This is a genomic window from Comamonas resistens (assembly GCF_030064165.1).
Classification (GTDB): Bacteria; Pseudomonadota; Gammaproteobacteria; order Burkholderiales; family Burkholderiaceae_C; genus Comamonas; species Comamonas resistens.
This window is the reverse complement of sequence record NZ_CP125947.1, coordinates 1,020,672-1,044,695: the sequence shown is the minus strand read 5'-3', so window position 1 is coordinate 1,044,695 and position 24,024 is coordinate 1,020,672. Positions and strand designations below refer to the sequence as shown.

The following is a 24,024-nucleotide window of genomic DNA, read 5'->3' as shown; positions in this document are numbered from 1 at the left end:
GCCGCCCTACCGCTCTATCGCAACCCAACGAAGGACAACCATGGCAGGCATCAGCACCCATGTACTCAACCTCACCACCGGTCGCCCCATAGCCGGCATGCGGGTGGAACTCTACGATGTTGCGCAAACGCCCGCGCAGCGCATCACCAGCACACGCACCAACGCCGATGGCCGTACCGATGCGCCCATGCTGGCCGCGGCAGCGGCCCGTACCGGGGACTTTGAACTGCGCTTTTACACCGGCGAGCATTTCAAGGAGCCCACGGCCCTGTCGGACGAAGTGCTGGTGCGCTTTTCCATCTTCGACGCGGCCCAGCACTATCACGTGCCCATGCTGTGCTCGCCGTGGTTCTTCAACACCTACCGCGGCAGCTGATTTTTTCCACGACTTACGCAAATCAGGTTCAGGCAAGTGCTTGGCCTCAAGGAAACCACCTTGGTACATCCTGCGCAAGTCCCATTGTCTTTACCTAGGAGAACGACTCGATGAGCAACGATAACGACACCGGCAAGTACCTGGTCGAATCCATACGCCTGGCCATGGGCAACGTCAAAGGCCGCAAGCAGGCCACCTGGCCCTTTGGCGCCGTACTGGTCAAGGACGGTCAGGTGCTGGCCCGCGCCGTCAACCAGGTCGACGAGCTCTGCGACCCTTCGGCCCACGCCGAGATGCAGGCCGTGCGCGCCGCCGCCAAGGCCCTGGGCACGACCGATCTGTCGGGCGCCGTGGTTTACGCCAGCGGCTACCCCTGCACCATGTGCTACACCGCCATGCTGTTTGCCGGCGTGAAGAAGGTGTACTACGCCTACTCCAACGAAGACGGCGAGCCCTACGACCTGTCGGCGGCACGCGGCTATGTGGAATTTGCCAAGCCCGAAGACCAGCGCGAACTGACCCTCATCAGCCACCATGTGCGCGATGAAGGCGAGGACCTCTACGAAGCCTGGCAAAAGGCCGTCGCCACCACGGCCTGATCGCACATTTCTCTGACCTCTCTTCACTCATGCCCCGCGCGCTTCGGCCCGGGGCTTTTTTCATTGGCGGGCCGCTCCAGGATGAAAACGTCGGGGCCGCCTAGCTGCGCCAGCGTGAATTGCGCGGCACATGGGCCACGAGAAACTCCATCTGATCGGCAAGTATGCGGCGGTTGCGCAGGATGAAGTCCTCCCACAGCGTGGGCGTGTAGGGCGTATACAGCAGCGGCATGCGGGCCTGCTCCGGCGTTCTGGCGCCCTTGCGGTGGTTGCAGGCACGGCAGGCCGTGACCAGGTTCATCCAGCTGTGCTCGCCCCCGGCGCTCACGGGCTTGATATGTTCCCGCGTCAGATCGCTTTCATGAAACTGGCGCCCGCAATAAGCGCACAGGCAGCGGTCGCGTGCAAACAGCTTGCCGTTGGTCAGACCCGGCAGCAGCTCGTGCGGGTTGATATTGGGAACACCCTTGGTGCCGATGATGGAGTTGATGTGAATGACTGACTGCCTGCCGGTCACCGCATTGTGTCCTCCACGAAAACAGGCGATCTCCGCGCCTGCTTCCCAGCGCACTTCATCTGCTGCGTAATGCAGCGCCGCCTGCTCCAGCGTAACCCAGGACTGCGGCAGCCCCTGGGCTGTCAGCTTCAAGACTTTCACAACACGCCTCCAGTCAAACAGTTCGACCACAGAAACGGCAGAGCGTCTTGGCGCTCTTTGGAAACAGGTTTGCGCATGACAAAGACCTGTTCCTGTACAGCCTCCCCAGCTGCACGGATGGAAGCAATATACTCTGAAATTATGTCAAATTGACGGCTTGCGCCGCATGCATCGGCGCCAGCTGCTACGAAAAACAAAGCAGCCCATGAAGATTTTCCGCGGAATCAATCATCCCGGCCTGGCTCCCGCCTGCGCTGTGACCATTGGCAACTTTGACGGCGTGCACCGGGGACACCAGGCCATGCTGGGCCTGCTCAAGGCCGAAGCAGCCCAGCGCGGCATTCCCAGTTGCGCCATGACCTTCGAACCCCACCCGCGTGATTATTTTGCGCAGAAGCTGGGCAAGCCCGAGCTGGCCCCGGCCCGCGTGGGCACGCTGCGCGACAAGCTCAGCCAGCTGGAGATCTGCGGCGTCGATCAGGTCGTGATACTGCCGTTCAACGATGCGCTGGCCAATCAGAGCCCCGAGGACTTCATACAGGATGTACTGATCTCCGGCCTGGGCGCCCGCTATGTGCTGGTCGGCGACGATTTCCGCTTCGGCCGCAAACGCACGGGCGACTACGCCATGCTGGATAACGCAGGCCAGGCTCTGGGCTTTGACGTGGCCCGCATGAACAGCTATGAGGTACACGGCCTGCGCGTCTCCAGTACGGAGGTGCGTGCCGCCCTGGCCGCCGGTGACATGCAGCAGGCAGCCAAGCTGCTCGGCCACCCCTATACGATTTCGGGCCATGTGGTCCATGGCCGAAAGCTGGGCAGAAAGCTCGCGGAGTCGCAAACAGGGGCCAATGACGGCTTTCGCACACTGAACCTGCGCTTTGACCACTGGAAGCCCGCTGCCAGCGGCATCTTCGCCGTGCTGGTCCACGGCCTGTCGGGCGAGCCTTTGCGCGGCGTGGCCAATCTGGGCGTACGCCCGTCGCTGGACCCCAATGACATCAACGGCGGACGCGTGCTGCTGGAGACCCACTGCTTCGATTGGCCCGCCGAGCTGGGAGGGGAAGGGGCCTACGGTAAAATCGCCCATGTGGAACTTCTGCACAAATTGCACGACGAGTTGAAGTACGACAGTCTCGATGCCCTGACGGCAGGCATCGCCAAGGACTGCGATGATGCGCGCGCGTTTTTCGCGTCCGCCCACACGCCTTCTCATCTGCCGTCTTATACCGAGACCCGTCGCCAGACCACGCGCGACCGAATTTGACGCTCGCTGCTCGCACGCCACTGGCGCAGCAGCGCACTGGCGCTCACCTCTCCATTCACGCCCTGGCAGTCCTGCCCGGGCAACGCATTGCTTTCAAGGTTTTCCATGTCTGATTCGAAGTCCAACAAGTCCGAAGCGTCCATCTACCGATCGACGCTGAACATGCCCGATACCCCCTTCCCCATGCGCGGCGATCTGCCCAAGCGTGAGCCAGGCTGGGCCAAGGAATGGGACGAGCAAGGCACCTATCAAAAGCTGCGTGTGGCGCGCAAGGGCGCGCCCATGTTCATCCTGCACGACGGCCCGCCCTACGCCAACGGCAAGATCCACATCGGCCACGCGGTGAACAAGATCCTCAAGGACATGATCGTCAAGAGCCGCCAGCTCGAAGGCTTTGATGCGCGCTACGTGCCGGGCTGGGACTGCCACGGCCTGCCCATCGAGAACGCCATCGAAAAGCTGCACGGCCGCAATCTGCCGCGCGACGAGATGCAGGCCAAGAGCCGCGCCTTTGCCACCGAGCAGATCGAGCAGCAGATGGTGGACTTCAAGCGCCTGGGCGTGCTGGGCGACTGGGACCACCCCTACAAGACCATGAACTACGCCAACGAGGCGCAGGAACTGCGTGCCCTGAAGAAGGTCTTGGAGCGCGGCTTCGTCTACCGCGGCCTCAAGCCCGTGTACTGGTGCTTCGACTGCGCCTCGTCTCTGGCCGAGTTCGAGATCGAGTACGCCGACAAGCAGAGCCAGACGCTGGACGTGATGTTCCCTGCGGCAGAGCCCGCCAAGCTGGCTGCCGCCTTCGGCCTGCCCCAGCTGGACAAGCAAGCCTTTATCGTCATCTGGACCACCACGGCCTGGACCATTCCCGCCAACCAGGCGCTGAACGTCAACCCCGATCTGGAATACAGCCTGGTGGACACCGAGCGCGGCCTGCTGATCGTGGCCTCGGCCCTGGTCGAAAAGTGCCTGGAGCGCTGGAAGCTCGACGGCAAGGTGGTCGCCACTGCCAAGGGCGAAAAGCTGGACCATATGCCCTTCAAGCACCCGCTGGCCCATGTGGACAAGGGTTTTGACCGCATCTCGCCCGTCTATCTGGCCGAATACGCCACGGCCGAGGACGGTACCGGTATCGTGCACTCGGCACCCGCCTATGGCGTGGATGACTTCAACTCCTGCATGTCCAACGGCATGGACTACAAGCAGATCCTGAACCCCGTACAGGGCAATGGCGTATACGCGGCCGATCTGCCCATGTTCGGCGGCCAGCATATCTGGAAGGCCGTGCCCGTCATCCTCGACGCGCTCAAGGTCGCGGGCCGCCTGATGGACACCACCACCATCAGCCACAGCTACCCCCATTGCTGGCGCCACAAGACGCCAGTGATCTACCGCGCAGCGGCCCAGTGGTTCATCCGCATGGACGAAGGCGAAGGCGTGTTCACCGACCCGGCCCAGAAGCCCGAGAAGACCCTGCGCCAGATCGCGCTGGAAGCCATCGACCACACCAGCTTCTACCCGCAAAACGGCCAGGACCGCCTGCGCGCCATGATCGCCGGCCGTCCCGACTGGTGCATCTCGCGCCAGCGTTCGTGGGGCGTGCCCATCCCCTTCTTCCTGCATGTCGATACCGGCGCGCTGCACCCGCGCACCATGGAGATCATCGACCAGGCGGCCGACATGATCGAGCAAGGCGGCATCGAGGCCTGGAGCCGCGTGACGACCGAGGAAATCCTCGGCGCCGAGGAAGCCAAGCTCTACACCAAGAGCACCGACATTCTGGAAGTCTGGTTCGACTCGGGCTCCACCTTCTGGCATGTGATGCGCGGCACCCACGCCGATATGCACCACGACCAGGGCCCCGAAGCCGATCTGTACCTGGAAGGCCATGACCAGCACCGTGGCTGGTTCCACTCTTCGCTGCTGCTGGCTTCGGCCATCTTCGGCCGCGCCCCGTACAAGGGTCTGCTGACCCACGGCTTCACCGTGGATGGCCAGGGCAAGAAGATGTCCAAGTCCATCGGCAACACCGTGGCACCGCAGGACGTATCGAACAAGATGGGCGCCGAAATCATCCGTCTGTGGGTGGCTTCGACCGACTACTCGGGCGACCTGGGCATCGACGACAAGATCCTGGCCCGCGTGGTGGATGCCTACCGCCGCATCCGCAACACGCTGCGCTTCCTGCTGGCCAACACCAGCGATTTCGACGCCGCCGCCGACAGCGTCCCATACAAGGACATGCTGGAGATCGACCAGTACGCCCTGGCGCGCGCAGCCCAGCTGCAAAAGGAAATCATCGGCCACTACCAGGTCTATGAGTTCCACCCCGTGGTGGCCAAGCTGCAACTGTTCTGCTCGGAAGACCTGGGCGGCTTCTACCTGGACGTGCTCAAGGACCGCCTCTACACCACGGCGCCCAAGAGCCTGGCCCGCCGCTCGGCCCAGACCGCGCTGCATCAGATCACCCAGGCGCTGCTGCGCTGGATGGCGCCCTTCCTGTCGTTCACGGCCGAGGAAGCCTGGAAGATCGTGGGCCGGAGCGAAACCATCTTCCTGGAAACCTTCCTGGATCTGCCCGAAGGCGACGAAGCCCTGCTGGCCAAGTGGACCCGTATCCGCGAAATCCGCGACCTGGTCAACAAGGACATCGAGACCGTGCGTGGTACGGGCCTGGTCGGCGCTTCGCTGCAGGCCGAGGTCACCATCTCTGCCCAGCACGAGGACCTGGCCCTGCTGCAGTCGCTGGCCGATGACCTGAAGTTCGTGTTCATCACATCCAGCGCCCAGGCCGTGGCTGGCGATGCGCTGGCCGTGGAAGTCAAGCCTTCGCAAGCCGCCAAGTGCGAGCGCTGCTGGCACTACCGCGACGATGTGGGCGTGAACCCCGAGCACCCCAACCTGTGCGGCCGCTGCGACAGCAATCTGCACGGCACGGGCGAGCTGCGCTCCAAGGCCTAAGCCCTCAAAAAGTGAGCTGCCAGCGCAAGCTGGTAGCCTCTTTGACGCTGGAATCATCTTGAAAGATTTGATCAACCAGCGCCAGCCACTCTCAAAAACATAGTCATTGAAGAGCTGCCATGAGCAACACCCAGACATCTCCCGCAGGCTTTGGCCGCATCTGGCCCTGGCTTCTGTGGGCGTTGATCATCATCGGCCTGGACCAGATCACCAAGCAGATGATTCTGAGCCACTACCAGTACGGCGACTGGACCCCCATCACCAGCTTCTTCAACATCGTGCGCGCGCACAACACGGGCGCGGCCTTCTCCTTCCTGGCCGGCGGCAGCGGCTGGCAGCGCTGGCTGTTCGTGGGCATTGCCGTGGTGGCCACCGTCATCATCGTCTGGCAGCTGCGCAAGCATCCCGAGCAGAAGGTGTTCTGCCTCTCGCTATCGAGCATCCTGGGCGGCGCCATCGGCAACGTGGTGGACCGCTTGCAGCATGGCTATGTGGTGGACTTTCTGGACTTCTATTGGGGCACCAGCCACTTTCCGGCCTTCAACGTGGCGGACATGGGCATCACCCTGGGTGCCATCTTGCTGATCCTGGATGAGGTTCTGAGGGCCAGACGCGCCAAAACGCAGGCCTGACAGGCGCAGGCCGCTATCAATTCAAAGACCCGCTGACTCGCAAGAGCAGCGGGTTTTATTCTTCATAGCCATAGTCCGGTGCCTTCGCCCAGACCAGCTCACCATCGCGCCAGTAACGCACGGCAATGGGCTGGGTTTGATAGCAGCTGTCGAATACCCAGTCCGCCATGTTCAGCGGCCGGGCCTCATACACCGGATAAGGAACATCGGCCAGCAGCACCGGCTCCTTGAGGGCATTGAACTGTGCGGTAAATCCGGCAGGGCAGTCCTGCGCCTGAGCGGGTGCAGCAAAGCGGTGAGGCCGGTCCAGCTCCAGCAGCAACTGCCTGCCGCTCAGGCTCATTGCATTCACCGACACCTCGCCCCAGGTCACGGCCTGCGCAAAGCGTATATCCGTCAGGCTGCGCAGATCCGAAGCATCGCCCCTCAAGCGCTCATCGCCCTCCAGCAACTCGCGCTGCGCATGGCTGCCAGCAGGCAGGGTGATCTCGCCCCAGGGCAGGGCCTGCCGCAAGGTGAAATGCTTGAGCCTGTCCTGCTGCGCCATTTTTCGCTCCCTCATGAAGTCATGCAGGGCCCACTGTGCCAGCGAGAGCGCCGTGGATATGGGCAGCACGGACAGCACGATGGCCAGCCCCCATTGCCATAGACGAAGCGGTGGGCGCGGTGTGCCGCGCCGCTCATTCCACAGCCGCCAGCCCCACCAGAGCAGCAGCAGCGCTCCGATGAACGCCGCCAGCACCATCAGCAAAAAACCGGCAGCCGCCGCGCCGCCCGCACCAGGAATCATGTTTCACCCATATTGATAGCAGCTGGCGCCTGTCGATCCAGCATATGGGACACTTTAAGGGTTTTCCGCCATCCCCTGCCCGGCCTGGGCCTGCAGCCAGCCCAGAAACTGCTGCATCCGGCCGGTGAGATATTCAGGGCCGGGACGGCCACCCACCTCCGGCATGCGCCCTGCCAGGAAGACAATTCCGTCCTGGGCCAGCAGTCTGGCCTCGAGCGGTGCCGCCCCCGCAGGTGACTACAGTGCCGAATTTGCATGATTTCTGGCACGGAAATTCGGCGCCAGGGTCGATGCAGCGCGCACTGCCCGGATCAGACTCGACCGATGCCATGTGAGGAAACGCGTGTTTTTTCGAAAACGCACAATTTCGCGCCCATATTTACCCTTAATTCGCACTGATATGCACCTTTTGGAAACTGCGAAGCCAGCATGGCTCGTCAGTCAGAGGTATATTTGATTGCTTCTTCGTCTATAGCACATGAAGCATCTACTGAATCTTTTAGCAGCCATAGCTCTGTTGGTCTGGGGCTCACAGATGGTTCGCACCGGCGTTCTGCAGGTCTTTGGCGCCAATCTGCGTAACGTCCTCGCCCGCAGCATGAGCAACCGCTTCTCGGCGGCACTCTCGGGCATGGGCGTCACGGCCCTGGTGCAGTCCAGCACCGCCACGTCGCTGATGACCTCATCCTTTGTGGGCCAGGGCCTGATCACCCTGCCTTCGGCTCTTGCAGTGATGCGCGGCGCCGATGTGGGCACGGCGCTGATGGCCGTGCTGTTCTCCACCGACCTGTCCTGGCTGTCGCCGCTGTTCATCTTTGTCGGCGTGGTGCTCTACATCACGCGCAAGGACTCCAAGCCCGGCCGTATCGGCCGCGTGCTCATCGGTCTGGGCCTGATGTTGCTGGCCCTGCGTCTGGTGGTGGAGGCCACCGAGCCCTTGCTGCAGGCCGAGGCCGTGCGCACCCTGCTGGCCTCGGTCAGCAGCGATCTGTTCATGGAACTGCTGCTGGGTGCCGTACTGGCCGTCGTGGCTTATTCCAGCCTGGCCGTGGTGCTGCTGATTGCAGCCATGGCCAGCTCGGGCGCCATTCCTCTGGATGTGGCCCTGGGCCTGACCCTGGGCGCCAACCTGGGCAGCGGCCTGGTCGCAGCCATCACAACCGCCAAGTCGGCCGTGGAAGAGCGCCAGGTCACCATCGGCAATCTGCTGTTCAAGATCATGGGCGTGGCCATTGTTGCGCCTTTCATCGGCCTGTGGTCGCACTATGTGCAGCCCTATCTGTCGGACCCCGGCCAGAACGTGGTCATGTTCCATCTGGCCTTCAATGTCTTCAACAGCCTGTGCTTCATCGGCCTCACGCAACTGGTGGCCCGCTGGGTCACGATCATGCTGCCCAAGCCCGAGGAGGAAAGCTCGGCCAAACTGCTGCGCCCCCGTCACCTGGACCCTTCGGCCCTGTCCACGCCTTCGCTGGCTATCAGCTGCGCCGTGCGCGAATCGCTGCACCAGGCTGATGTGATCGAGTCCATGCTGATCGGTCTGCAGAAAGTGGCTGAAACCGATGACGCCAAGCTGTCCGAAGAGGTGCGCAACCTCGAGGCCACGGTCGACGATCTGTACTCGGCCATCAAGTACTACATGACCAAGATTTCACGCGCCGAGTTGGACGAGCGCGAAGGCCAGCGTTGGACGGAAATCATCAGCTTCACCATCAATATGGAGCAGATCGGTGACATCATCGAGCGCGTGCTGCTGGACCTGGAAGACAAGAAGATCAAGAAGGGACGCCAGTTCTCGCAGGCCGGCATGCAGGAAATCCACGAGCTGACCCAGCATCTGCTGGACAATCTGCGCCTAGCCATGAGCGTGTTCCTCAACGGCAATGCGCGCGAGGCGCAGAAGCTGCTGGAAGAAAAAGCACGTTTCCGCGATCTGGAACTGGCCTATTCCGCCACTCACCTGGCGCGCCTGTCTCAGCACACGGTATCGAGCATAGAGACCAGCTCGCTGCATATCGACATGATCAGTGACCTCAAGCGCATCAATTCCCTGCTGTGCTCGGTCGCCTATCCGATTCTGGAGCAGGCCGGTGCGCTGGCGCCCAGCCGCCTCAAGCCATCCGCGCTGGACGCCAAGCGTTAAGCGTCACGCACGCCTCGCGCCGGACCGCCGCTGCTACCAGCCCATGTACGCGGCCAGGATCAAAGAGGCCTCGTGCGTGAAACGGCCCTGCACCAGCCAGGCCTCCACGGTTTGCGGGTGCAGCAGCTCGAAGCGCTGCACCTCGCCATCCTGGTTGGCGGGCATCAGGGATTCCGAAAGCTGCGCGGCAAACCAGTCGATATGCTCGCGCATCAGCCCCTGGCCCTCTGCCTCGTCGCTGGGCCGGGAAAAGTCCACATGCCCGCCATGACGCAGGCCTTGCAGGCTTGCCAGCTCCAGCCCTGCCTCCTCCCAGGTTTCGCGCGCCAAGGCCTGCTCCAGGCTGTCTTGGGCCGACACCATTCCGCCCATCAAGGTATCCCACATGCCCGGGTTGTTGGCCTTGCTCTGCGAGCGCTGCTGTACCCACAAACGCCCGTCCGCCACAGCCCCCACCAGATGCACGGCGCGGGTGGCAATTCCCAGCGGGCGCACTGCTCCCCGCTCTATCGTGGCAATCCGCTGGCCCGCGCCGTTGCAGACCGCCAGTTGCTCGTCTCGCCAAGCCCCCGCCAGACCAGCGCCGCGCAAGGCTAGCGCCAGCCGGTTCAGCCTCTGCGTGGCGCTGCCCTCGCCCTGCAAGTCCCATTGGCCATCGCGGTGCTGCAGATGCACGGCATGGGCATCCAGCAAGGTCGGCCCCAGTTGCTGCACCAGGGCGGGCTCTATGCTGCCTACTTGCTCGCCATCCACACACAGGTCCTGCCTGTCCCGCAAAAGCGGTTGATGGGCCTGGGCGCGTTGTTCCTGCAGCCATTGTCGTGTTTGCTGATTCATGAAAAATCTCCCATGGTCGGCATTGTGCTCAGCTTCTCCATCAGGGAAGGCTTGCCTCACTATTTGCGGCGTCCCGCACAGGACTGCACGCGTCATGAGTCAGCGCGCGAAGGCCTCGCTCGCAGCAGCACGCGGTACAGTGACGCTCCATGAATGCTTCGCTCAAGCCCTCCACCGCAGCCATGCTGGCTCTGGCACCGCTGCTGTGGGCAGGCAATGCCATCGTGGGCCGCCTCGCCCATGACCTGATCTCCCCTTTTGCACTCAATTTCTTTCGCTGGGGCATCGCCTTTGTCCTCTTGCTGCCGCTGGCCTGGCAGGTATTGCGCAGGAGCAGCCCCATCTGGCCCCTATGGCGCCAGTACGCATTGCTGGGCCTGCTGGGCATAGGCTGCTACAACGCCCTGCTGTACCTGGCGCTCAAGACCTCGACGCCGCTCAATGTGACCTTGGTGAGCTCCAGCATGCCGGTGTGGATGCTGGCCATAGGCCGTCTGTTCTGGGGCATTGCGGTCAGCCGCCGCCAGCTCTGCGGCGCGGCGCTGTCCATACTTGGCGTGGCGGTGGTGATGTCGCGCGGTGATCTGCAAACCCTGCTCGGTCTGCACTTTGTGGCGGGCGACCTTTTCATGATGCTGGCGACGATTGCCTGGGCTTTCTACACCTGGCTGCTTTCGCGCAGCACCGGGCCGCAGGAGGTCAAGGCGCACTGGGCCAGCTTTCTGCTGGCCCAGGTGACGTTTGGCTTGGCCTGGTCGGCGCTGTTCACCGGGGGCGAGGCCTTGCTGGGCGACTTCCGCTTTGTTCCCGGCTGGCCGCTGCTGGGCGCTTTGCTGTTCATTGCCGTGGGGCCTGCCATTCTGGCCTACCGCTTCTGGGGCATGGGCGTGCAGCGCGCAACGCCTGCCATTGCGGGCTTCTTCGGCAACCTGATTCCGCTGTTCACGGCCTTGCTGTCGATTCCGGTGCTGGGCGAGACGCCGCACCTCTATCACGCCATCGCCTTTGCGCTGATCGTGGCCGGCATCGTCGTGTCGTCCCGCAAATAAGCACAGCCCCAACAACAAAGCCCCGCAATGCGGGGCTTTGTGCGTTCATAGATCCATCACCGATCAATAGGTGCCGGGGTAGAGACCACCATCGGGCAGGATGTTCTGGCCCGTCATATAGCCGGCCTGACGGCTGCACAGGAAGGCGCAGATGGCACCGAACTCTTCGGCCGTACCGAAGCGCTTGGCGGGAACCTGTGCGGCCTGGGCCTGGCGCACGGCATCGAGGTCCTTACCGGTCTTGGTGGCCGCAGCTTGGTGTGTGGCCGCCAGACGGTCGGTATCGAACTTGCCCGGCAGGATGTTGTTGATGGTCACGCCCTGAGCGGCAATGCTCGAACGTGCCAGACCCGCGACAAAGCCCGTCAGGCCGCTGCGTGCACCGTTGGACAGGCCCAGAATGTCGATGGGCGCCTTGACCGCGCTGGAGGTGATGTTGACGATGCGGCCGAAGCCGCGTTCGGCCATGCCGTCCACCGTGGCCTTGATCAGCTCGATGGGAGTCAGCATATTGGCGTCCACGGCCTTGATCCAGGCCTCGCGATCCCAGCTGCGGAAGTCGCCGGGGGGCGGACCACCGGCATTGGTCACCACGATGTCGAAGTCCTTGCCTGGGCCGCCAGCGGCTTCAAACACGGCGCTGCGGCCTTCGGGCGTGGTGATGTCGGCAGCGACGCCGATCACCTGGACCTGCGGAGCAATGGCTTGCAGCTTCTGCACGGCAGTCTGCAGCGCTTCGGCATTTCTGGCATTGACGACCAGATTCACGCCCTCTTGCGCCAGTGCCGTGGCGCAGCCAAAACCCAGTCCCTTGCTGGCGCCACAGACCAAAGCCCAGCGCCCGGAGATACCAAAGTCCATTTCGGAGTCCTTTCACGGTTTTCCATCCGGGCACTCATGCCCGGAAACATCAAAATACATAGCTTCTAACGCTTGATACATAAGCGCTAGAGCCCAATTTCATGCATGACGTCCAAACAGCTTGTGGTGCAGTCTGCGCAGCGACCACCAGACGGAGAAAGCCACGATGGGGATGGCCACGGCCGCCGTGGACTCCGGCGACCAGGGCCAGCCCAGCTTCTGCGCCCCCTTGGCCAGATAGCTGATGAGGCCGGTGATGTAGTAGGTGATGGCCGCCACCGACAGGCCTTCCACCGTGGACTGCAGCTTCAGCTGCATGCCCTGGCGGTCGTTCATGGTGCCCAGCAACTGCTGGCTGCTTTGCTGCTGCTCGATCTCGACCCGCGTGCGCAGCAGGCTGCTGACGCGCGAGACCCGCTCGGACAAGGCATTCTGACGGCGTGTGGCCCATTCGCAAGTGGCACGCGCCGGAGACAGCCGCCTGTCCATGAACTCGCGTATGGTCTGAATACCGTCCACCCGGCTTTCCTGCAGCTCCTGGATGCGCCGCTCCACCAGCTCGAAGTAAGCCGAGCTGGCCGAAAAACGCGAATGCGTGGCCGCATATTCGCTCTCCACCTGACCGGCCAGACGCGTCAGGCGGTCCAGCAGCGCCGGTTCGGTATCACGGTCGGCTGCACGGATGGCATGGGCCAGCTCGGCCAGCTCGCGCTCTGCCGTGGCCAGCACGGCTGCGGCCTTGCGCGCGGCGGGCAGGCCCAGCAGAGCCGCCATGCGGTAGGTTTCGATCTCCAGCAGCCGCTGCACCAGGCGGCCCAGGCGGCGTGGCGTCAGCTCATCGCTGGCCAGCAGCAGCATGCGCGAAAAGCCATCGGCGTGAATCGCAAAATCGGTATAGATGCTGCCTGCATCGCCTGCCACACGGGAGCCCACCAGGGTGTCCGCATGCAGCATATGCCGCACCAGTTGCGGCGCGTCGACCGCGCTCTCACTCAGCGCCCACAGATGCAGGCTGCTCAGGCACTGGCCAGGCAGCTTTCTGAGCCAGCTTTGCGGCACGGCATTGATCGCGGTTTCAGGCTCTCGCATATCGGCCACGGAAGACGGCTCCATGGGCGTGGCAAAGGTCCAGGCGACGAACTCGGTGTGCTGCTCCCAGCGCAGGCGGAATGCGCCCAGGTCGATCAGCACATGGGTGGTTGCGGCATCGGGCAGCGGGCGATGATGGTCACGCAGCAGCGCTGCCACATGGGCACGGCTGGCCTCGCGCTGGGCTGCATCGGTCAGCATCACGATATGCGTGATGGCCAGCGGAGCTTCGATGATCTCGGCGGGGCGAGCGTGAATTTCGTTATGCAGCTGAACCCGCTCCGGGTGCTGCTCGGGCAATAGAGACGAAGCCATGCAATCCTCAAGTAACTGCAGCTATTTTGCCGCCCTAATCCATGGCCCCTGAAACAAAGGTCCTCATATAAAAAAAGCGGCCCCATAAGGGCCGCTTTAACGATGATCAGCGATCAGATTGACGATCAGTCTTCCACGAAGGCTTCTTCACGCTTGTTCTTCACTGCAGGCATCAGCACCACCACCAGCAGCACCACGGCAGCGGCCAGCAGGCAGGCGGAGATGGGGCGGGTCACGAACACCGACCAATCACCACGCGACAGCAGCAGGGCACGGCGCAGGTTTTCTTCCATCATCGGGCCCAGGATGAAGCCCAGCAGCAGAGGCGCAGGCTCGGTACCCAGCTTGTGGAACACATAGCCGATGAAACCGAAGATACCGACCATCCACACGTCCCATGCATTGTTGTTGGTACCGTACACACCCACCGCGCAGAACAGCACGATCGAGGGGAACAGCCAGCGGTAAGGCACGGTCAGCAGCTTGATCCAGACGCCGATCAGCGGCAGGTTCAGGATGATCAGCATCAGGTTACCAATCCACATGGAGGCGATCAGACCCCAGAACAGTTCGGGGTTGCTGGTCATCACCTGAGGACCGGGCTGGATGTTGTGGATGGTCATGGCACCCACCATCAGCGCCATCACGGCGTTGGGAGGAATACCCAGGGTCAGCAGAGGAATGAACGATGTCTGCGAACCGGCGTTGTTGGCCGACTCGGGAGCGCACACGCCGCGAATATTGCCTTGACCGAAAGGAACTTCACCGGGCTTGAGCTTGGTCTTCTTTTCGATGGTGTAGGCAGCAAAGGCCGACAGCATGGCGCCGCCACCGGGCAGGATACCCAGAGCCGAGCCCAGGGCTGTACCGCGCAGCATGGCGGGCAGCATGCGCTTGAAGTCTTCCTTGGTGGGCATCAGACCGGTCACCTTGGCGGCGAACACTTCGCGCTCGTCTTCAGGCTGAGCCAGGTTGGAGATGATTTCACCGTAGCCGAACACACCCATGGCAATCACGACGAAGTCGATGCCGTCGGTCAGCTCAGGAATGTCGAAGCTGTAGCGGGCCACACCAGAGTTCACGTCGGTACCGACCATGCCCAGCAGCAGACCCAGCACGATCATGGCGATCGCCTTGAGCAGCGAGCCGGAAGCCAGAACCACGGCACCGATCAGACCCAGGGTCATCAGCGAAAAGTACTCGGCAGGGCCGAACTTGAAGGCGACTTCGGTCAAAGGAGGAGCGAAGGCAGCCAGAATCACGGTACCCACACAACCAGCGAAGAAGGAGCCGATACCGGCCGCTGCCAGCGCAGGGCCTGCTCGTCCTTTTCGGGCCATCTGGTAGCCGTCGATCACGGTCACCACCGACGAAGACTCACCGGGCAGGTTCACCAGAATGGCGGTGGTGGAGCCACCGTACTGGGCGCCGTAGTAGATACCTGCCAGCATGATCAGCGCCGCCACGGGAGGCAGTGCATAGGTTGCGGGCAGCAGCATGGCGATGGTTGCCACAGGGCCGATGCCGGGCAGCACGCCGATCAGCGTACCGAGCAGACAGCCCACAAAGCAGTAGATCAGGTTCTGGAACGTGAAAGCCACGCCAAAACCCGTCGACAAGTTCTGAATCAGATCCATGGACGATGCTCCTGATTAGCCAGCGATGAAGCTAGGCCACACGGGGAACTGCAGATTCAGCGCCCACACGAAAGCGAAATAGCTACCAGCCGCCAGAATGGTGGACAGGATGGCTGTTTCCTTGAAGTTGAACTTATCGCCCGCCATGCTTGCGATAAAGACCAGTGCGTAGATCGCAATGACCAGACCGAACTGAGGAATGCCCAGACCAGGAACACCGACCAACAGGATGCCGAAGGCAAAGTTGGCTGCCAGAATGAAGAACACCTGCTTCCAGGCCCACTTGCCGATCTTGTCACCACCTTCGGGGCCTTTGGTCAAACCGCCGATGCAGATGGCTGCACCCAGGATGGCCATGAGCACACCCAGAATCAGAGGGAAGTAACCTGGCCCCATGCGGGCACCGGTGCCAATGGTGTAGTTGGATGCGCCGATCGCAAATGCGAGGCCGACGACCAAGAACATCAGACCGGAGAAAAAGTCTTTTTGGCTCTTGATTTTCACAAAACGTCTCCTTACGGAAATCACGACTTGGCGATTCTCGTTTCATAGATATGCCAAATTGATGTGGATTCCACCTACAGAGGGCATACCCTAGTGTCGACGTTTTGCACACATTTCCGTATCCAGAAAACGGTCATGGAATGTTTTGCCTGCCTGCATCAAGACGCAAGCAGGCGCACACATTGAGCAGTTCAGATTTCGCTCATCAATGGCGTGCAGGCCAGCACTTCGGACAAGGTTGTGACGCCTTCTGCCACCCGCAAAGCGCCGGCAAGCCGCAGCGGGCGCATGCCATCCTGCACCGCCTGACGGCGCAAGGCATCCATGGATGGGGCATCGTGAATCTGCTTCTTGAGCGCTTCCGAGACCATCAGCAACTCGTAAAGTCCCATGCGTCCCCTATAGCCCGTCATGCGGCAGTCCTCGCAGCCCACGGGCTTGTAGGGCTGGTAGCTGCCGCTGAGTTTCCAGGGCTTGACGGTTTCGGCCAGCTCCTCTGGCGTGGCCGCCTCATCGCGTTGCTTGCAGGCGGCGCACAGCGTGCGCACCAGACGCTGGGCCAGCACCCCCAGCAAGGTGGCATTGATCAGATAGGCGGGCACGCCCAGTTCCATCAGACGGCTGACCGCGCTGGGAGCGTCGTTGGTATGCAGCGTGGAGAACACCAGGTGCCCTGTCAGCGCGGCCTGAACCGCCATCTCTGCCGTGGCCAGATCCCGGATCTCGCCGACCATGATGATGTCCGGGTCCTGGCGCATCAGCGCGCGCAGGCCTTCGGTGAAATTGAAGTCCAGCTGGGGCTGGACCTGGGTCTGATTGAAGCTGGCCTCGATCATTTCGATGGGGTCCTCCACCGTGCTGACATTGACCTCCTCGGTCGCCACGCGCTTGAGCGTGGAATACAGCGTGGTGGTCTTGCCCGAGCCCGTGGGGCCGGTGACCAGAATGATGCCGTGGGGCCGCTTGACCAGCTCTTCCCAACGCTGGGCATCATGAGCGCTGAAGCCCAGGGCATCGAGGTTCTTGACCGTGTTCTCGGGGTCGAAGATACGCATCACCATCTTTTCGCCGAAGGCCGTGGGCAGCGTCGATAGACGCATTTCCACCTCCTCGCCACGCGGGTTGCGGGTCTTGATGCGGCCATCCAGCGGGCGGCGCTTTTCCACCACGTCCATGCGGCCCAGCAGCTTGATGCGCGCGACCATGGCATTGAGCACGCCCATGGGCATCTGGTAGACCGGGTGCAGCACGCCATCGATGCGAAAGCGGATCACCCCCTGCTCGCGCCGCGGCTCCAGATGGATGTCGCTGGCGCGCTGATCGAAAGCGTACTGCCAGAGCCAGTCCACCACCTTGACCACGCCCTGGTCGTTGGCGTCAAGCTGCTTGTTGCTCTTGCCCAGTTCCACCAGTTGCTCAAAGCTGGCGGCACTGGCGGCTCCCCCGGCTTTCTCGGCGGCGCGCACGGACTTGGCCAGCGCAAAGAATTCCGCTGTAAAGCGTTTGATATCGAGAGGATTGGCCACCACGCAGCGCACGCTGCGGCGTGCCTGACGCTCGACCTCGCCGACCCAGTCGGTGATGAAAGGCTCGGCCGTGGCTATCACCACTTCCTTGCTCGTGACCTGCACGGGCAGCACCTTGTGACGCTCGGCATAGCTGGCGCTCATGACCTCACCGACACGGCCCACATCCACACGCAAGGGATCGATGCGCAGATAGGCCAGGCCGCTGCGCCGGGCCAGATACTGGGTCAGGGTTTCAATATCCAACGGCCTGCCGGACTGCGCGCCTTGCACCCCCACATTGGCCAGCCGCACCAGCGGCAGCTGCACGCTTTCGGCCGCCGAGCAGCGCGCCACCGTGCGCTCGGCTTCCTGCGCCGTGATCACGCCGTCGTCCTGCAACCACTGCACCAGCATGCGCCAGTCCAGCGGCCCCTGATAGGCTGCAGACTCGATGGGCCGGGTAAGAGTGGGTTCAATCAAGGACATGATGGGCCTGGGCAGAAAAACTGCTTCGACTGTACCCCGTTCGACGACCTTGCTGCAGCGCCCGGCTAGCCTTCAGCGCATCCCAGGCACCATTGGCTGATTCAGCTCAGCATCTGTATCGAGCGTCAGGCCTGTCCAATCAGTCCGTCTGGCCGCGGTTGATCTTCTCGATCCTGGCTTTGACCTTGGCCAGCGTACTGCCCGCCTCGGCATCGCGCGCAGGAACAAATACCTTGGCCCAGCGCGTGGTGTTCAGGTCCCAGCGGGCCTGCACCTGATCGCAAGCCACATCCAGCTCGGCGCCCTGCAGCACACGCGGCGTGCGCTGGGCCAGCACCACGGTGTTGCCTTCGCGCGTGGGGCGAAAGGCCCAGAGTGCGTCTTCACCGAAAGCCTGTGCCATCTGATCCAGGCTTCTGTCAAAACTCGATGAGCGGCCGAACAGGTTGACGGTCATGATGCCGTCCTCGGTCAACAGATTGCGGCAGTCGGCATAGAACTCGGCGCTGTCCAGCACCGGCGCCGCCGCCTCGTGGTCGTACAAGTCCACGGCCAGCGCATCCACCGTGCCATGCCATTCGGGCTTTTGGATCTCCACCGCCGCATCGGCCAGTACCACCTGCAGCGCACTGCTGTCGGGCGGCAGCTTGAACCAGCTGCGGCACACGGCCAGCACCTGCGGGTTCAGCTCGATGGCCGTGGTCTTCATGCGCAGCTTCTTGTGGCAGAACTTGGTGATGGCACCAGCGCCCAGACCCAGCTGCATGGCGTGCATACGGGGCACCTCCGCAGGGTCTGCAAACAGCAGCCAGCCCATCATGCGCTGCACATACTCGAGATCAATGTCGAAGGGGTCGCGTATGCGCATGGAGCCCTGCACCCAGGGCGTGCCCAGGTGCAGATAACGGACATCGCCGTCGTCGGAGACGCTGACTTCGGGCAGGTCAGGCGCCGTCGCCACTTTCTTGTCTTGCGCGGACTTGGCGCCGCCACGGGTTTTACGAATCACGTTTCACACCAATCTTCAATAAGACTTGCGCAAAAAAGAATGCGGCAAGGGCTGCTGTCTTGAAAAGCAAAGCTCTTGCCTGAACCTGATTTGCATAAGTCGTGTTCAAAGCAGTTCATGGGCGGCCAGAGCCTCGCGCCATGCCTGCAGTTTTTTTTCGAATGACCAGCTGGCATGAGCCGGGCTGGTCGATGGCAGCTTGATCGCTGTCAGACCCAGGGCCTCGGTCTGGCGCGCATGCTTATAGCTTTCGCCTCCGTTGTGCAAGGCCAGTTTCAGTCCGGGACAACGCTCGCGCAGGCCCGCAAAATCATTGACCTGGGCTGCGCGGATGGCACTATCCAGGCTGCCTTCACGTTCACAGCTGTCATAAACGTCCCACAGCCCCAGCCCGCGTGCCAGCAGCCATTCGCAACGGCCCGCGTAATCCTCGCGAGGCGGCTGTGGACACTGCGGCCACAGAGCTTGCAACAGGGGCCAGAACTGGTTTTGCGGATGGGCATAGTACTGCTGCAGCTGCAGCGAACGCACGCCGGGAAAGCTGCCCAGCACCAGCGCCTGGGTACGCGCATCGGCCACCGCACCCAGCCCCTGCCAGCGAACAGACTCGGGAACAGCATCGGCAGCGGATCGTTTTTCGGACATGCCCAATTGTCGCCCAGCTGCCATCGACCCGTGTGCCGCAGCGCTATTCAAAAAAGGAGCATCCCGCGCTTGACAGGTATGCGCCAGCCGCCAGTTTCATGCCAGCCCCAGCACCTGCCTGGCATTGGCCGTACTGGCCTCGGCCAAGGCATCGATGCTGATGCCGCGCAATTGCGCCACCTGGGCCGCGATTCGCGGCAGCTCGGCGGGGCTGTTGCGGCCCTGGCTGATGCCTGCTGCGCGCTGCTCGGCAGTGGTGTAGAGCCAGTGCGGTGGAATATCGGGCGCATCGGTTTCCAGCACCAGGGACTGCAGCGGCAGGCTGGCCGCCAGCTCGCGCAGCTTGAGAGCGCGGTCGTAAGTCACCGCACCGCCAAAGCCCAGTTTGAAGCCCAGATCGATGAACGCCTGAGCCTGCTGGGCGCTGCCATTGAAAGCATGGGCAATACCGCCCACCACCTTGTGCTGGCGCAAGGTCTTGAGCAAGCGGTCGCTGCTCTTGCGCACATGCAGGATGACGGGCAGCTCGAACTCGCGCGCCAGACGGATCTGCTGCTCGTAAAACCAGATCTGGCGCTGCGCATCCAGCCCCGGCACGAAGAAATCCAGGCCGATCTCGCCCACGGCGACCAGATGCGGGTCGCTACGCTGCCTGGTCAGCAAATCACGCAGGGCTGCTATATCGCTTTCATCGGCTCTTGGCGTATAGAGCGGGTGAATGCCCAGCGCATAGCTGTCGCCATGGCGATGTGCCAGTTCCACCACCTCTTGCCAATGGCCGCGCTCCACCGCAGGAATGAGCAGATGAGCGACGCCCGCCGCGCGGGCCGCCGCGCGCACCTCATCACGGTCCGGGGCAAATTCGGCAGCATCCAGATGGCAGTGGGTATCGATCCAGCAAGGCATGCAGACATCATGCCATCCGTCCGGCAACGGACTCAGGGAATGCTCTGCACCCAGGCAGATACAAGAGACTGCTTCGTCCTACACATAACAAATTGAAACAAATAAAACATTAACAAACTTGCTATCACCGATGGGAGCGCGTCATGACCGGTTTTCTCTGGGGAGCCCGCAGCCAACGCCAGCAATACGCCGACATGCGGGGCAAGCTCGATGCGCTCAACGAGGTTCAGGCGGTGATCGAATTCGACCTGCAGGGCCATGTCCTGGCCGCCAACGACATCTTTCTGCAGACCATGGGCTACAGCGCGCAGGACATCATCGGCCAGCACCACCGCATGTTCGTCGACGAGCAAACCCGGCAGTCTGCCGAATACGCGAGCTTCTGGCAGCGCCTGGGCGCCGGTGTGCATGACAGCGGCCGCTACCGCCGCATCAACAGCCAGGGGCAGGATGTCTGGCTGCAGGCCAGCTACAACCCCATCTTCAACAGCCAGGGGCAGCCCTGCAAGGTGGTCAAATACGCCACCGACGTCACCAAGCAGCAGCTGCGCGAAGACGATGCGCGCGGCCAGCTCAATGCGATTGCCAAGGTGCAGGCCACCATCGAGTTCGATCTGAACGGCATCATCCTGGACGCCAACGCGCTGTTTCTGCAGACCATGGGCTATGCGCTGCATGAAATCGTGGGCCAGCACCACAGCATGTTCGTGCAGACGCAGGAGCGGCAAGGCCTCGCCTACCAGCAGTTCTGGCGCAAGCTGAGCCAGGGGCATCACGATGCAGGGCAGTATCTGCGCATCGGCAAGAATGGCCGCAAGGTATGGATTGAAGCCAGCTACAACCCCATCCTGGATGCAGAAGGCAGGCCTTTCAAGGTCGTCAAATTCGCCACCGATATCACCCGCCGCGTGATGGCCGTGCAGACCTTGCGCCAGACGGTGCAAGGCCTGACGACCAGCGCCAGCCAGGCACGCCAGGCCAATGAGCTGGCACAAGATGCCTGCCATGTGGCCGAGGCGGGCGGGCGCACCGTGCAGAACGTGGTGAGCACCATGGAGTCCATCAGCGCCAGCTCCCGCAAGATTGGCGACATCATCGGCATGATGGACTCCATCGCCTTCCAGACCAATCTGCTGGCACTCAACGCTGCCGTGGAAGCCGCCCGCGCGGGCGAACAGGGCCGCGGCTTCGCCGTGGTCGCCAGCGAGGTGCGCCAGCTGGCCCAGCACAGCGCAGAAGCCGCCAAGGAGATCAAGCAGCTGATCCAGGCCTCGGCCCATCAGGTGACCCAGGGCGTGACCCAGGTGCGCGATGCCGGAAAGACCATGGAAGAGATCGTCGCGTCCTCACACCAGGTCACGCAGATCATGGGTGATGTGGTACAGACCTTGCTGGCCCAATCCTCCAGATTGCATGAGCTGACCGAGAACCTGACTGCGCAGGATACGGTCAGTGCGCAAGACCTGGAACCGTCCGAACTCGCACCTGCCTCGACCCGGAAACTGGCACGCGAACAGGCCCATCTCGCTATCAAGAATGCAGCTGTCAGCGCTTGCTGATAAAGGGATAGAGCTCTATTTCAATGTAAAAAGGCTCCCTGGGAGCCTTACGGTTTACGCAAATCAGGTTCAGGCAAGAGCTTCGCTTCAAGGCTGCAGTCTGGGTGCATCCTTGTTTGTGCAAGTCCTACCTTTTTTCGTCTGTCCGCTTCAGGCCAACCGCCCGCGCACCAGCCGTACCATGCGGTCGCAACGCGCGGCCAGGCCTTCGTCATGCGTGACCATCACAAACGCCGTGCCATGGCTGCGCGCCAGCTCCAGCATCAGCGCAAAGACGGAATCGGCCGTGCCCCTGTCCAGATTGCCCGTGGGCTCATCGGCCAGCACGCAAGCCGGACGCGTGACCAGCGCGCGGGCGATCGCCACACGCTGGCGCTCGCCGCCAGACAGCTCGGCCGGGCGGTGTGACATGCGCTCCTTCAAGCCCACGGCGCGCAGCATCTCGGCCGCGCGGTCCATGCAATCTTCCCTGGCGTCGCGGCGTATGCGCAGCGGCATGGCCACGTTTTCCTGGGCCGTGAACTCTGCCAGCAGATGGTGAAACTGATAGATGAAGCCCAGATGCTGGTTGCGCAGCGCGCCCTGCTTTTGCGGGCTGAGCTGGTGCAGCGGCTGGCCCATCAGGGTCACGCTGCCCGTCGTGGGCGAATCCAGCCCGCCCAGCAAGTGCAGCAAGGTGGACTTGCCCGAGCCTGATGCACCCACAATTGCCAGCGTCTCGCCGGCATGCACCTGCAGGTCCACGCCCTGCAGCACCGTCACATCCAGCTTGCCCTCGGCAAAGCGCTTGGTCAGGCCCCGTGCTTCCAGCACGGTCTGCCCTGTCACAAAATCATTCATAACGCAGTGCCTCCGCAGGGTTCACGCGGCTGGCACGCCAGCTGGGGTAGATCGTGGCCACAAAAGAAAGAATCAGGGAGATGACGGCAATCGGCACGATGTCTGCGCTTTGCGGCTCGCTGGGCATCTTGCTGATCAGATAAATGTCCTTGGGCAGGAAGCTGGCGTGCAAGGCATGCTCGATGGCGGGCACGATGACGTCGATATTCACGGCAATCAGCAAGCCCAGCGCCAGCCCTGCCAGTGTGCCGATCACCCCCACCATGGCGCCCTGCACCATGAAGATGCCCATGATGGACGATGGCGATGCGCCCAGCGTGCGCAGGATGGCGATGTCGGCGCGCTTGTCCTGCACGCTCATCACCAGCGTGGAAACCAGATTGAAGGCCGCCACCGCCACGATCAGCGTGAGGATGATGAACATCATGCGTTTTTCCAGCTGCACGGCGGCAAACCAGGTCTTGTTCTGCTGCGTCCAGTCGCGAATGAAGAGTCGGTCCGTCAAGGTGTCGGCCAGCTCATGGGCCACACGCGGCGCTTCGTGCAGATCCCTGAGTTTGAGGCGAATGCCGGTCGGCCCTTCGAGACGGAAGATGCGCTCGGCATCCTCGTAATGCATCATCACCAGCGTGGAGTCATATTCGTAATGGCCGGAGTCAAAGGTACCCGCCACCGTCATCTGCTTCATGCGGGGCAAGACTCCGGCAGGCGTGACCTGACCGCTGGGCGCGATCAGCGTGATCACATCGCCCTCGACCACGCCCAGAGAACGCGCCAGCTCTATGCCCAGCACCACCTTGAACTGGCCGGCCTGCAGGCGCTGCAACACCTCGCCACTGGCGGCAGCCAGATCGGTGACCTCGCCTTCGCGCGCGGGGTCTATGCCGCGCACCAGGGCGCCTTTCATGTCCTCGCCGCGCGCCAGCAAAGCCTGGGCCGAGACAAAGGGCGCCGCCCCCACCACATCGGGGTTGGCACGGGCTTCACGCATGGTGCGTTCCACATCGGGCAGCGGTGCGCCCTGCGGCGCGAAGATTTCCACATGGGAAACCACGCTGAGCATGCGATCGCGCACTTCCTTCTGGAAGCCGTTCATCACGCTGAGCACAATGATCAAAGCCGCCACGCCCAGCGCAATGCCAAGCATGGAGACACCGGAAATAAAGGAGATAAAGCCATTGCGGCGTGTGGCGCGCCCCGCACGGGTATAGCGCCAGCCGACGGCCAATTCGTAGGGAAATTGCATGTTGCCCGCATTGTGGCACTGGCGGCGATGCCCTTGCTCCAGCCCTCCCCCAATCGGGCTGTTCTTGTGAAACCGTCTATTTCACCGCCACCCACATCAGGGACACC

The 24,024-nt window shown here is 62.5% G+C and carries 21 protein-coding genes; 8 read left to right on the top strand and 13 right to left on the bottom strand.

The window, feature by feature from the left end; all coding sequences use genetic code 11:
• Nucleotides 1-40: 40 nt before the first annotated feature.
• Complete coding sequence (gene uraH / locus QMY55_RS04765; RefSeq protein ID WP_283487532.1) at nt 41-376, top strand: hydroxyisourate hydrolase; 336 nt, start codon at nt 41-43, stop codon at nt 374-376.
• Between the two features lie 110 nt (nt 377-486).
• A complete protein-coding gene (locus QMY55_RS04760) occupies nt 487-975 on the top strand; it encodes a nucleoside deaminase (RefSeq protein WP_283487531.1) in 489 nt (162 codons plus the stop codon).
• A 100-nt stretch (nt 976-1,075) separates the two neighbouring features.
• Here QMY55_RS04760 and QMY55_RS04755 read toward each other — a convergent pair whose 3' ends face one another.
• The gene (locus QMY55_RS04755) at nt 1,076-1,633 is read right to left on the bottom strand and encodes an HNH endonuclease (RefSeq protein ID WP_283487530.1); all 558 of its coding nucleotides are present in this window, start codon (nt 1,631-1,633) and stop codon (nt 1,076-1,078) included.
• Between the two features lie 205 nt (nt 1,634-1,838).
• Between QMY55_RS04755 and QMY55_RS04750 the strand changes: the two genes are divergently transcribed.
• The 3 genes from QMY55_RS04750 (at nt 1,839) to lspA (ending at nt 6,493) form a co-directional block, all read left to right on the top strand.
• Entirely contained in the window at nt 1,839-2,900 is a 1,062-nt protein-coding gene (locus tag QMY55_RS04750) for a bifunctional riboflavin kinase/FAD synthetase (RefSeq protein ID WP_283487529.1), read from the top strand.
• A 105-nt stretch (nt 2,901-3,005) separates the two neighbouring features.
• Complete coding sequence (gene ileS / locus QMY55_RS04745; RefSeq protein WP_283487528.1) at nt 3,006-5,861, top strand: isoleucine--tRNA ligase; 2,856 nt, start codon at nt 3,006-3,008, stop codon at nt 5,859-5,861.
• A gap of 119 nt (nt 5,862-5,980) precedes the next feature.
• Nucleotides 5,981-6,493 (top strand): signal peptidase II, encoded by a 513-nt coding sequence (gene lspA / locus QMY55_RS04740; RefSeq protein ID WP_283487527.1) that lies wholly within the window; start codon nt 5,981-5,983, stop codon nt 6,491-6,493.
• A 55-nt stretch (nt 6,494-6,548) separates the two neighbouring features.
• On the opposite strand, the gene QMY55_RS04735 is transcribed toward lspA, so the two are convergent.
• A complete protein-coding gene (locus QMY55_RS04735; protein WP_283487526.1) occupies nt 6,549-7,283 on the bottom strand; it encodes a hypothetical protein in 735 nt (244 codons plus the stop codon).
• A gap of 478 nt (nt 7,284-7,761) precedes the next feature.
• On the opposite strand from QMY55_RS04735, the gene QMY55_RS04730 reads away from it, so the two are divergent.
• The gene (locus QMY55_RS04730) at nt 7,762-9,426 is read left to right on the top strand and encodes a Na/Pi cotransporter family protein (RefSeq protein ID WP_283487525.1); all 1,665 of its coding nucleotides are present in this window, start codon (nt 7,762-7,764) and stop codon (nt 9,424-9,426) included.
• Nucleotides 9,427-9,459: 33 nt separating this feature from the next.
• On the opposite strand, the gene QMY55_RS04725 is transcribed toward QMY55_RS04730, so the two are convergent.
• A complete protein-coding gene (locus tag QMY55_RS04725) occupies nt 9,460-10,263 on the bottom strand; it encodes an NUDIX hydrolase (protein ID WP_283487524.1) in 804 nt (267 codons plus the stop codon).
• 149 nt (nt 10,264-10,412) lie between these two features.
• On the opposite strand from QMY55_RS04725, the gene QMY55_RS04720 reads away from it, so the two are divergent.
• The gene (locus QMY55_RS04720; RefSeq protein ID WP_283487523.1) at nt 10,413-11,312 is read left to right on the top strand and encodes a DMT family transporter; all 900 of its coding nucleotides are present in this window, start codon (nt 10,413-10,415) and stop codon (nt 11,310-11,312) included.
• Between the two features lie 63 nt (nt 11,313-11,375).
• Here the strand turns inward: QMY55_RS04720 and QMY55_RS04715 are convergent, their stop codons facing one another.
• From QMY55_RS04715 to QMY55_RS04680, 8 genes are all read right to left on the bottom strand, one after another.
• Nucleotides 11,376-12,173 (bottom strand): SDR family oxidoreductase, encoded by a 798-nt coding sequence (locus QMY55_RS04715; protein WP_283487522.1) that lies wholly within the window; start codon nt 12,171-12,173, stop codon nt 11,376-11,378.
• 99 nt (nt 12,174-12,272) lie between these two features.
• Entirely contained in the window at nt 12,273-13,577 is a 1,305-nt protein-coding gene (locus QMY55_RS04710; protein ID WP_283487521.1) for a DUF3422 family protein, read from the bottom strand.
• A 125-nt stretch (nt 13,578-13,702) separates the two neighbouring features.
• On the bottom strand, nt 13,703-15,214 hold the full coding sequence (locus tag QMY55_RS04705; RefSeq protein ID WP_283487520.1) for a tripartite tricarboxylate transporter permease: 1,512 nt from the start codon (nt 15,212-15,214) through the stop codon (nt 13,703-13,705).
• Nucleotides 15,215-15,229: 15 nt separating this feature from the next.
• A complete protein-coding gene (locus QMY55_RS04700) occupies nt 15,230-15,718 on the bottom strand; it encodes a tripartite tricarboxylate transporter TctB family protein (protein WP_283487519.1) in 489 nt (162 codons plus the stop codon).
• 191 nt (nt 15,719-15,909) lie between these two features.
• Entirely contained in the window at nt 15,910-17,712 is a 1,803-nt protein-coding gene (locus QMY55_RS04695; RefSeq protein ID WP_283487518.1) for a GspE/PulE family protein, read from the bottom strand.
• Nucleotides 17,713-17,851: 139 nt separating this feature from the next.
• Nucleotides 17,852-18,721 carry a class I SAM-dependent methyltransferase gene (locus QMY55_RS04690; protein ID WP_283487517.1) on the bottom strand — a complete coding sequence of 290 codons (870 nt, stop codon included), beginning with the start codon at nt 18,719-18,721 and terminating at the stop codon, nt 17,852-17,854.
• Nucleotides 18,722-18,826: 105 nt separating this feature from the next.
• On the bottom strand, nt 18,827-19,366 hold the full coding sequence (locus tag QMY55_RS04685) for a DNA-deoxyinosine glycosylase (protein WP_283487516.1): 540 nt from the start codon (nt 19,364-19,366) through the stop codon (nt 18,827-18,829).
• A gap of 96 nt (nt 19,367-19,462) precedes the next feature.
• Nucleotides 19,463-20,272 (bottom strand): TatD family hydrolase, encoded by an 810-nt coding sequence (locus QMY55_RS04680; RefSeq protein ID WP_283487515.1) that lies wholly within the window; start codon nt 20,270-20,272, stop codon nt 19,463-19,465.
• A 143-nt stretch (nt 20,273-20,415) separates the two neighbouring features.
• Here QMY55_RS04680 and QMY55_RS04675 point away from each other — a divergent pair, with 143 nt between their 5' ends.
• Entirely contained in the window at nt 20,416-21,831 is a 1,416-nt protein-coding gene (locus QMY55_RS04675; protein WP_283487514.1) for a methyl-accepting chemotaxis protein, read from the top strand.
• 150 nt (nt 21,832-21,981) lie between these two features.
• Here QMY55_RS04675 and lolD read toward each other — a convergent pair whose 3' ends face one another.
• Entirely contained in the window at nt 21,982-22,671 is a 690-nt protein-coding gene (gene lolD, locus QMY55_RS04670) for a lipoprotein-releasing ABC transporter ATP-binding protein LolD (RefSeq protein WP_283487513.1), read from the bottom strand.
• Complete coding sequence (locus QMY55_RS04665) at nt 22,664-23,917, bottom strand: lipoprotein-releasing ABC transporter permease subunit (RefSeq protein WP_283487512.1); 1,254 nt, start codon at nt 23,915-23,917, stop codon at nt 22,664-22,666. The genes lolD and QMY55_RS04665 overlap by 8 nt, the downstream gene beginning before the upstream one ends.
• Between the last annotated feature and the right edge of the window lie 107 nt (nt 23,918-24,024).

What these genes read in the sequence shown, in the direction of transcription:
- uraH (WP_283487532.1), top strand. Translation starts at nt 41, where the DNA reads ATGGCAGGCATCAGCACCCATGTACTCAACCTCACCACCGGTCGCCCC.
- QMY55_RS04760 (WP_283487531.1), top strand. Translation starts at nt 487, where the DNA reads ATGAGCAACGATAACGACACCGGCAAGTACCTGGTCGAATCCATACGC.
- QMY55_RS04750 (WP_283487529.1), top strand. Translation starts at nt 1,839, where the DNA reads ATGAAGATTTTCCGCGGAATCAATCATCCCGGCCTGGCTCCCGCCTGC.
- ileS (WP_283487528.1), top strand. Translation starts at nt 3,006, where the DNA reads ATGTCTGATTCGAAGTCCAACAAGTCCGAAGCGTCCATCTACCGATCG.
- lspA (WP_283487527.1), top strand. Translation starts at nt 5,981, where the DNA reads ATGAGCAACACCCAGACATCTCCCGCAGGCTTTGGCCGCATCTGGCCC.
- QMY55_RS04735 (WP_283487526.1), bottom strand. Translation starts at nt 7,283, where the DNA reads ATGATTCCTGGTGCGGGCGGCGCGGCGGCTGCCGGTTTTTTGCTGATG.
- QMY55_RS04730 (WP_283487525.1), top strand. Translation starts at nt 7,762, where the DNA reads ATGAAGCATCTACTGAATCTTTTAGCAGCCATAGCTCTGTTGGTCTGG.
- QMY55_RS04725 (WP_283487524.1), bottom strand. Translation starts at nt 10,263, where the DNA reads ATGAATCAGCAAACACGACAATGGCTGCAGGAACAACGCGCCCAGGCC.
- QMY55_RS04720 (WP_283487523.1), top strand. Translation starts at nt 10,413, where the DNA reads ATGAATGCTTCGCTCAAGCCCTCCACCGCAGCCATGCTGGCTCTGGCA.
- QMY55_RS04715 (WP_283487522.1), bottom strand. Translation starts at nt 12,173, where the DNA reads ATGGACTTTGGTATCTCCGGGCGCTGGGCTTTGGTCTGTGGCGCCAGC.
- QMY55_RS04710 (WP_283487521.1), bottom strand. Translation starts at nt 13,577, where the DNA reads ATGGCTTCGTCTCTATTGCCCGAGCAGCACCCGGAGCGGGTTCAGCTG.
- QMY55_RS04705 (WP_283487520.1), bottom strand. Translation starts at nt 15,214, where the DNA reads ATGGATCTGATTCAGAACTTGTCGACGGGTTTTGGCGTGGCTTTCACG.
- QMY55_RS04695 (WP_283487518.1), bottom strand. Translation starts at nt 17,712, where the DNA reads ATGTCCTTGATTGAACCCACTCTTACCCGGCCCATCGAGTCTGCAGCC.
- QMY55_RS04685 (WP_283487516.1), bottom strand. Translation starts at nt 19,366, where the DNA reads ATGTCCGAAAAACGATCCGCTGCCGATGCTGTTCCCGAGTCTGTTCGC.
- QMY55_RS04680 (WP_283487515.1), bottom strand. Translation starts at nt 20,272, where the DNA reads ATGCCTTGCTGGATCGATACCCACTGCCATCTGGATGCTGCCGAATTT.
- QMY55_RS04675 (WP_283487514.1), top strand. Translation starts at nt 20,416, where the DNA reads ATGACCGGTTTTCTCTGGGGAGCCCGCAGCCAACGCCAGCAATACGCC.
- lolD (WP_283487513.1), bottom strand. Translation starts at nt 22,671, where the DNA reads ATGAATGATTTTGTGACAGGGCAGACCGTGCTGGAAGCACGGGGCCTG.
- QMY55_RS04665 (WP_283487512.1), bottom strand. Translation starts at nt 23,917, where the DNA reads ATGCAATTTCCCTACGAATTGGCCGTCGGCTGGCGCTATACCCGTGCG.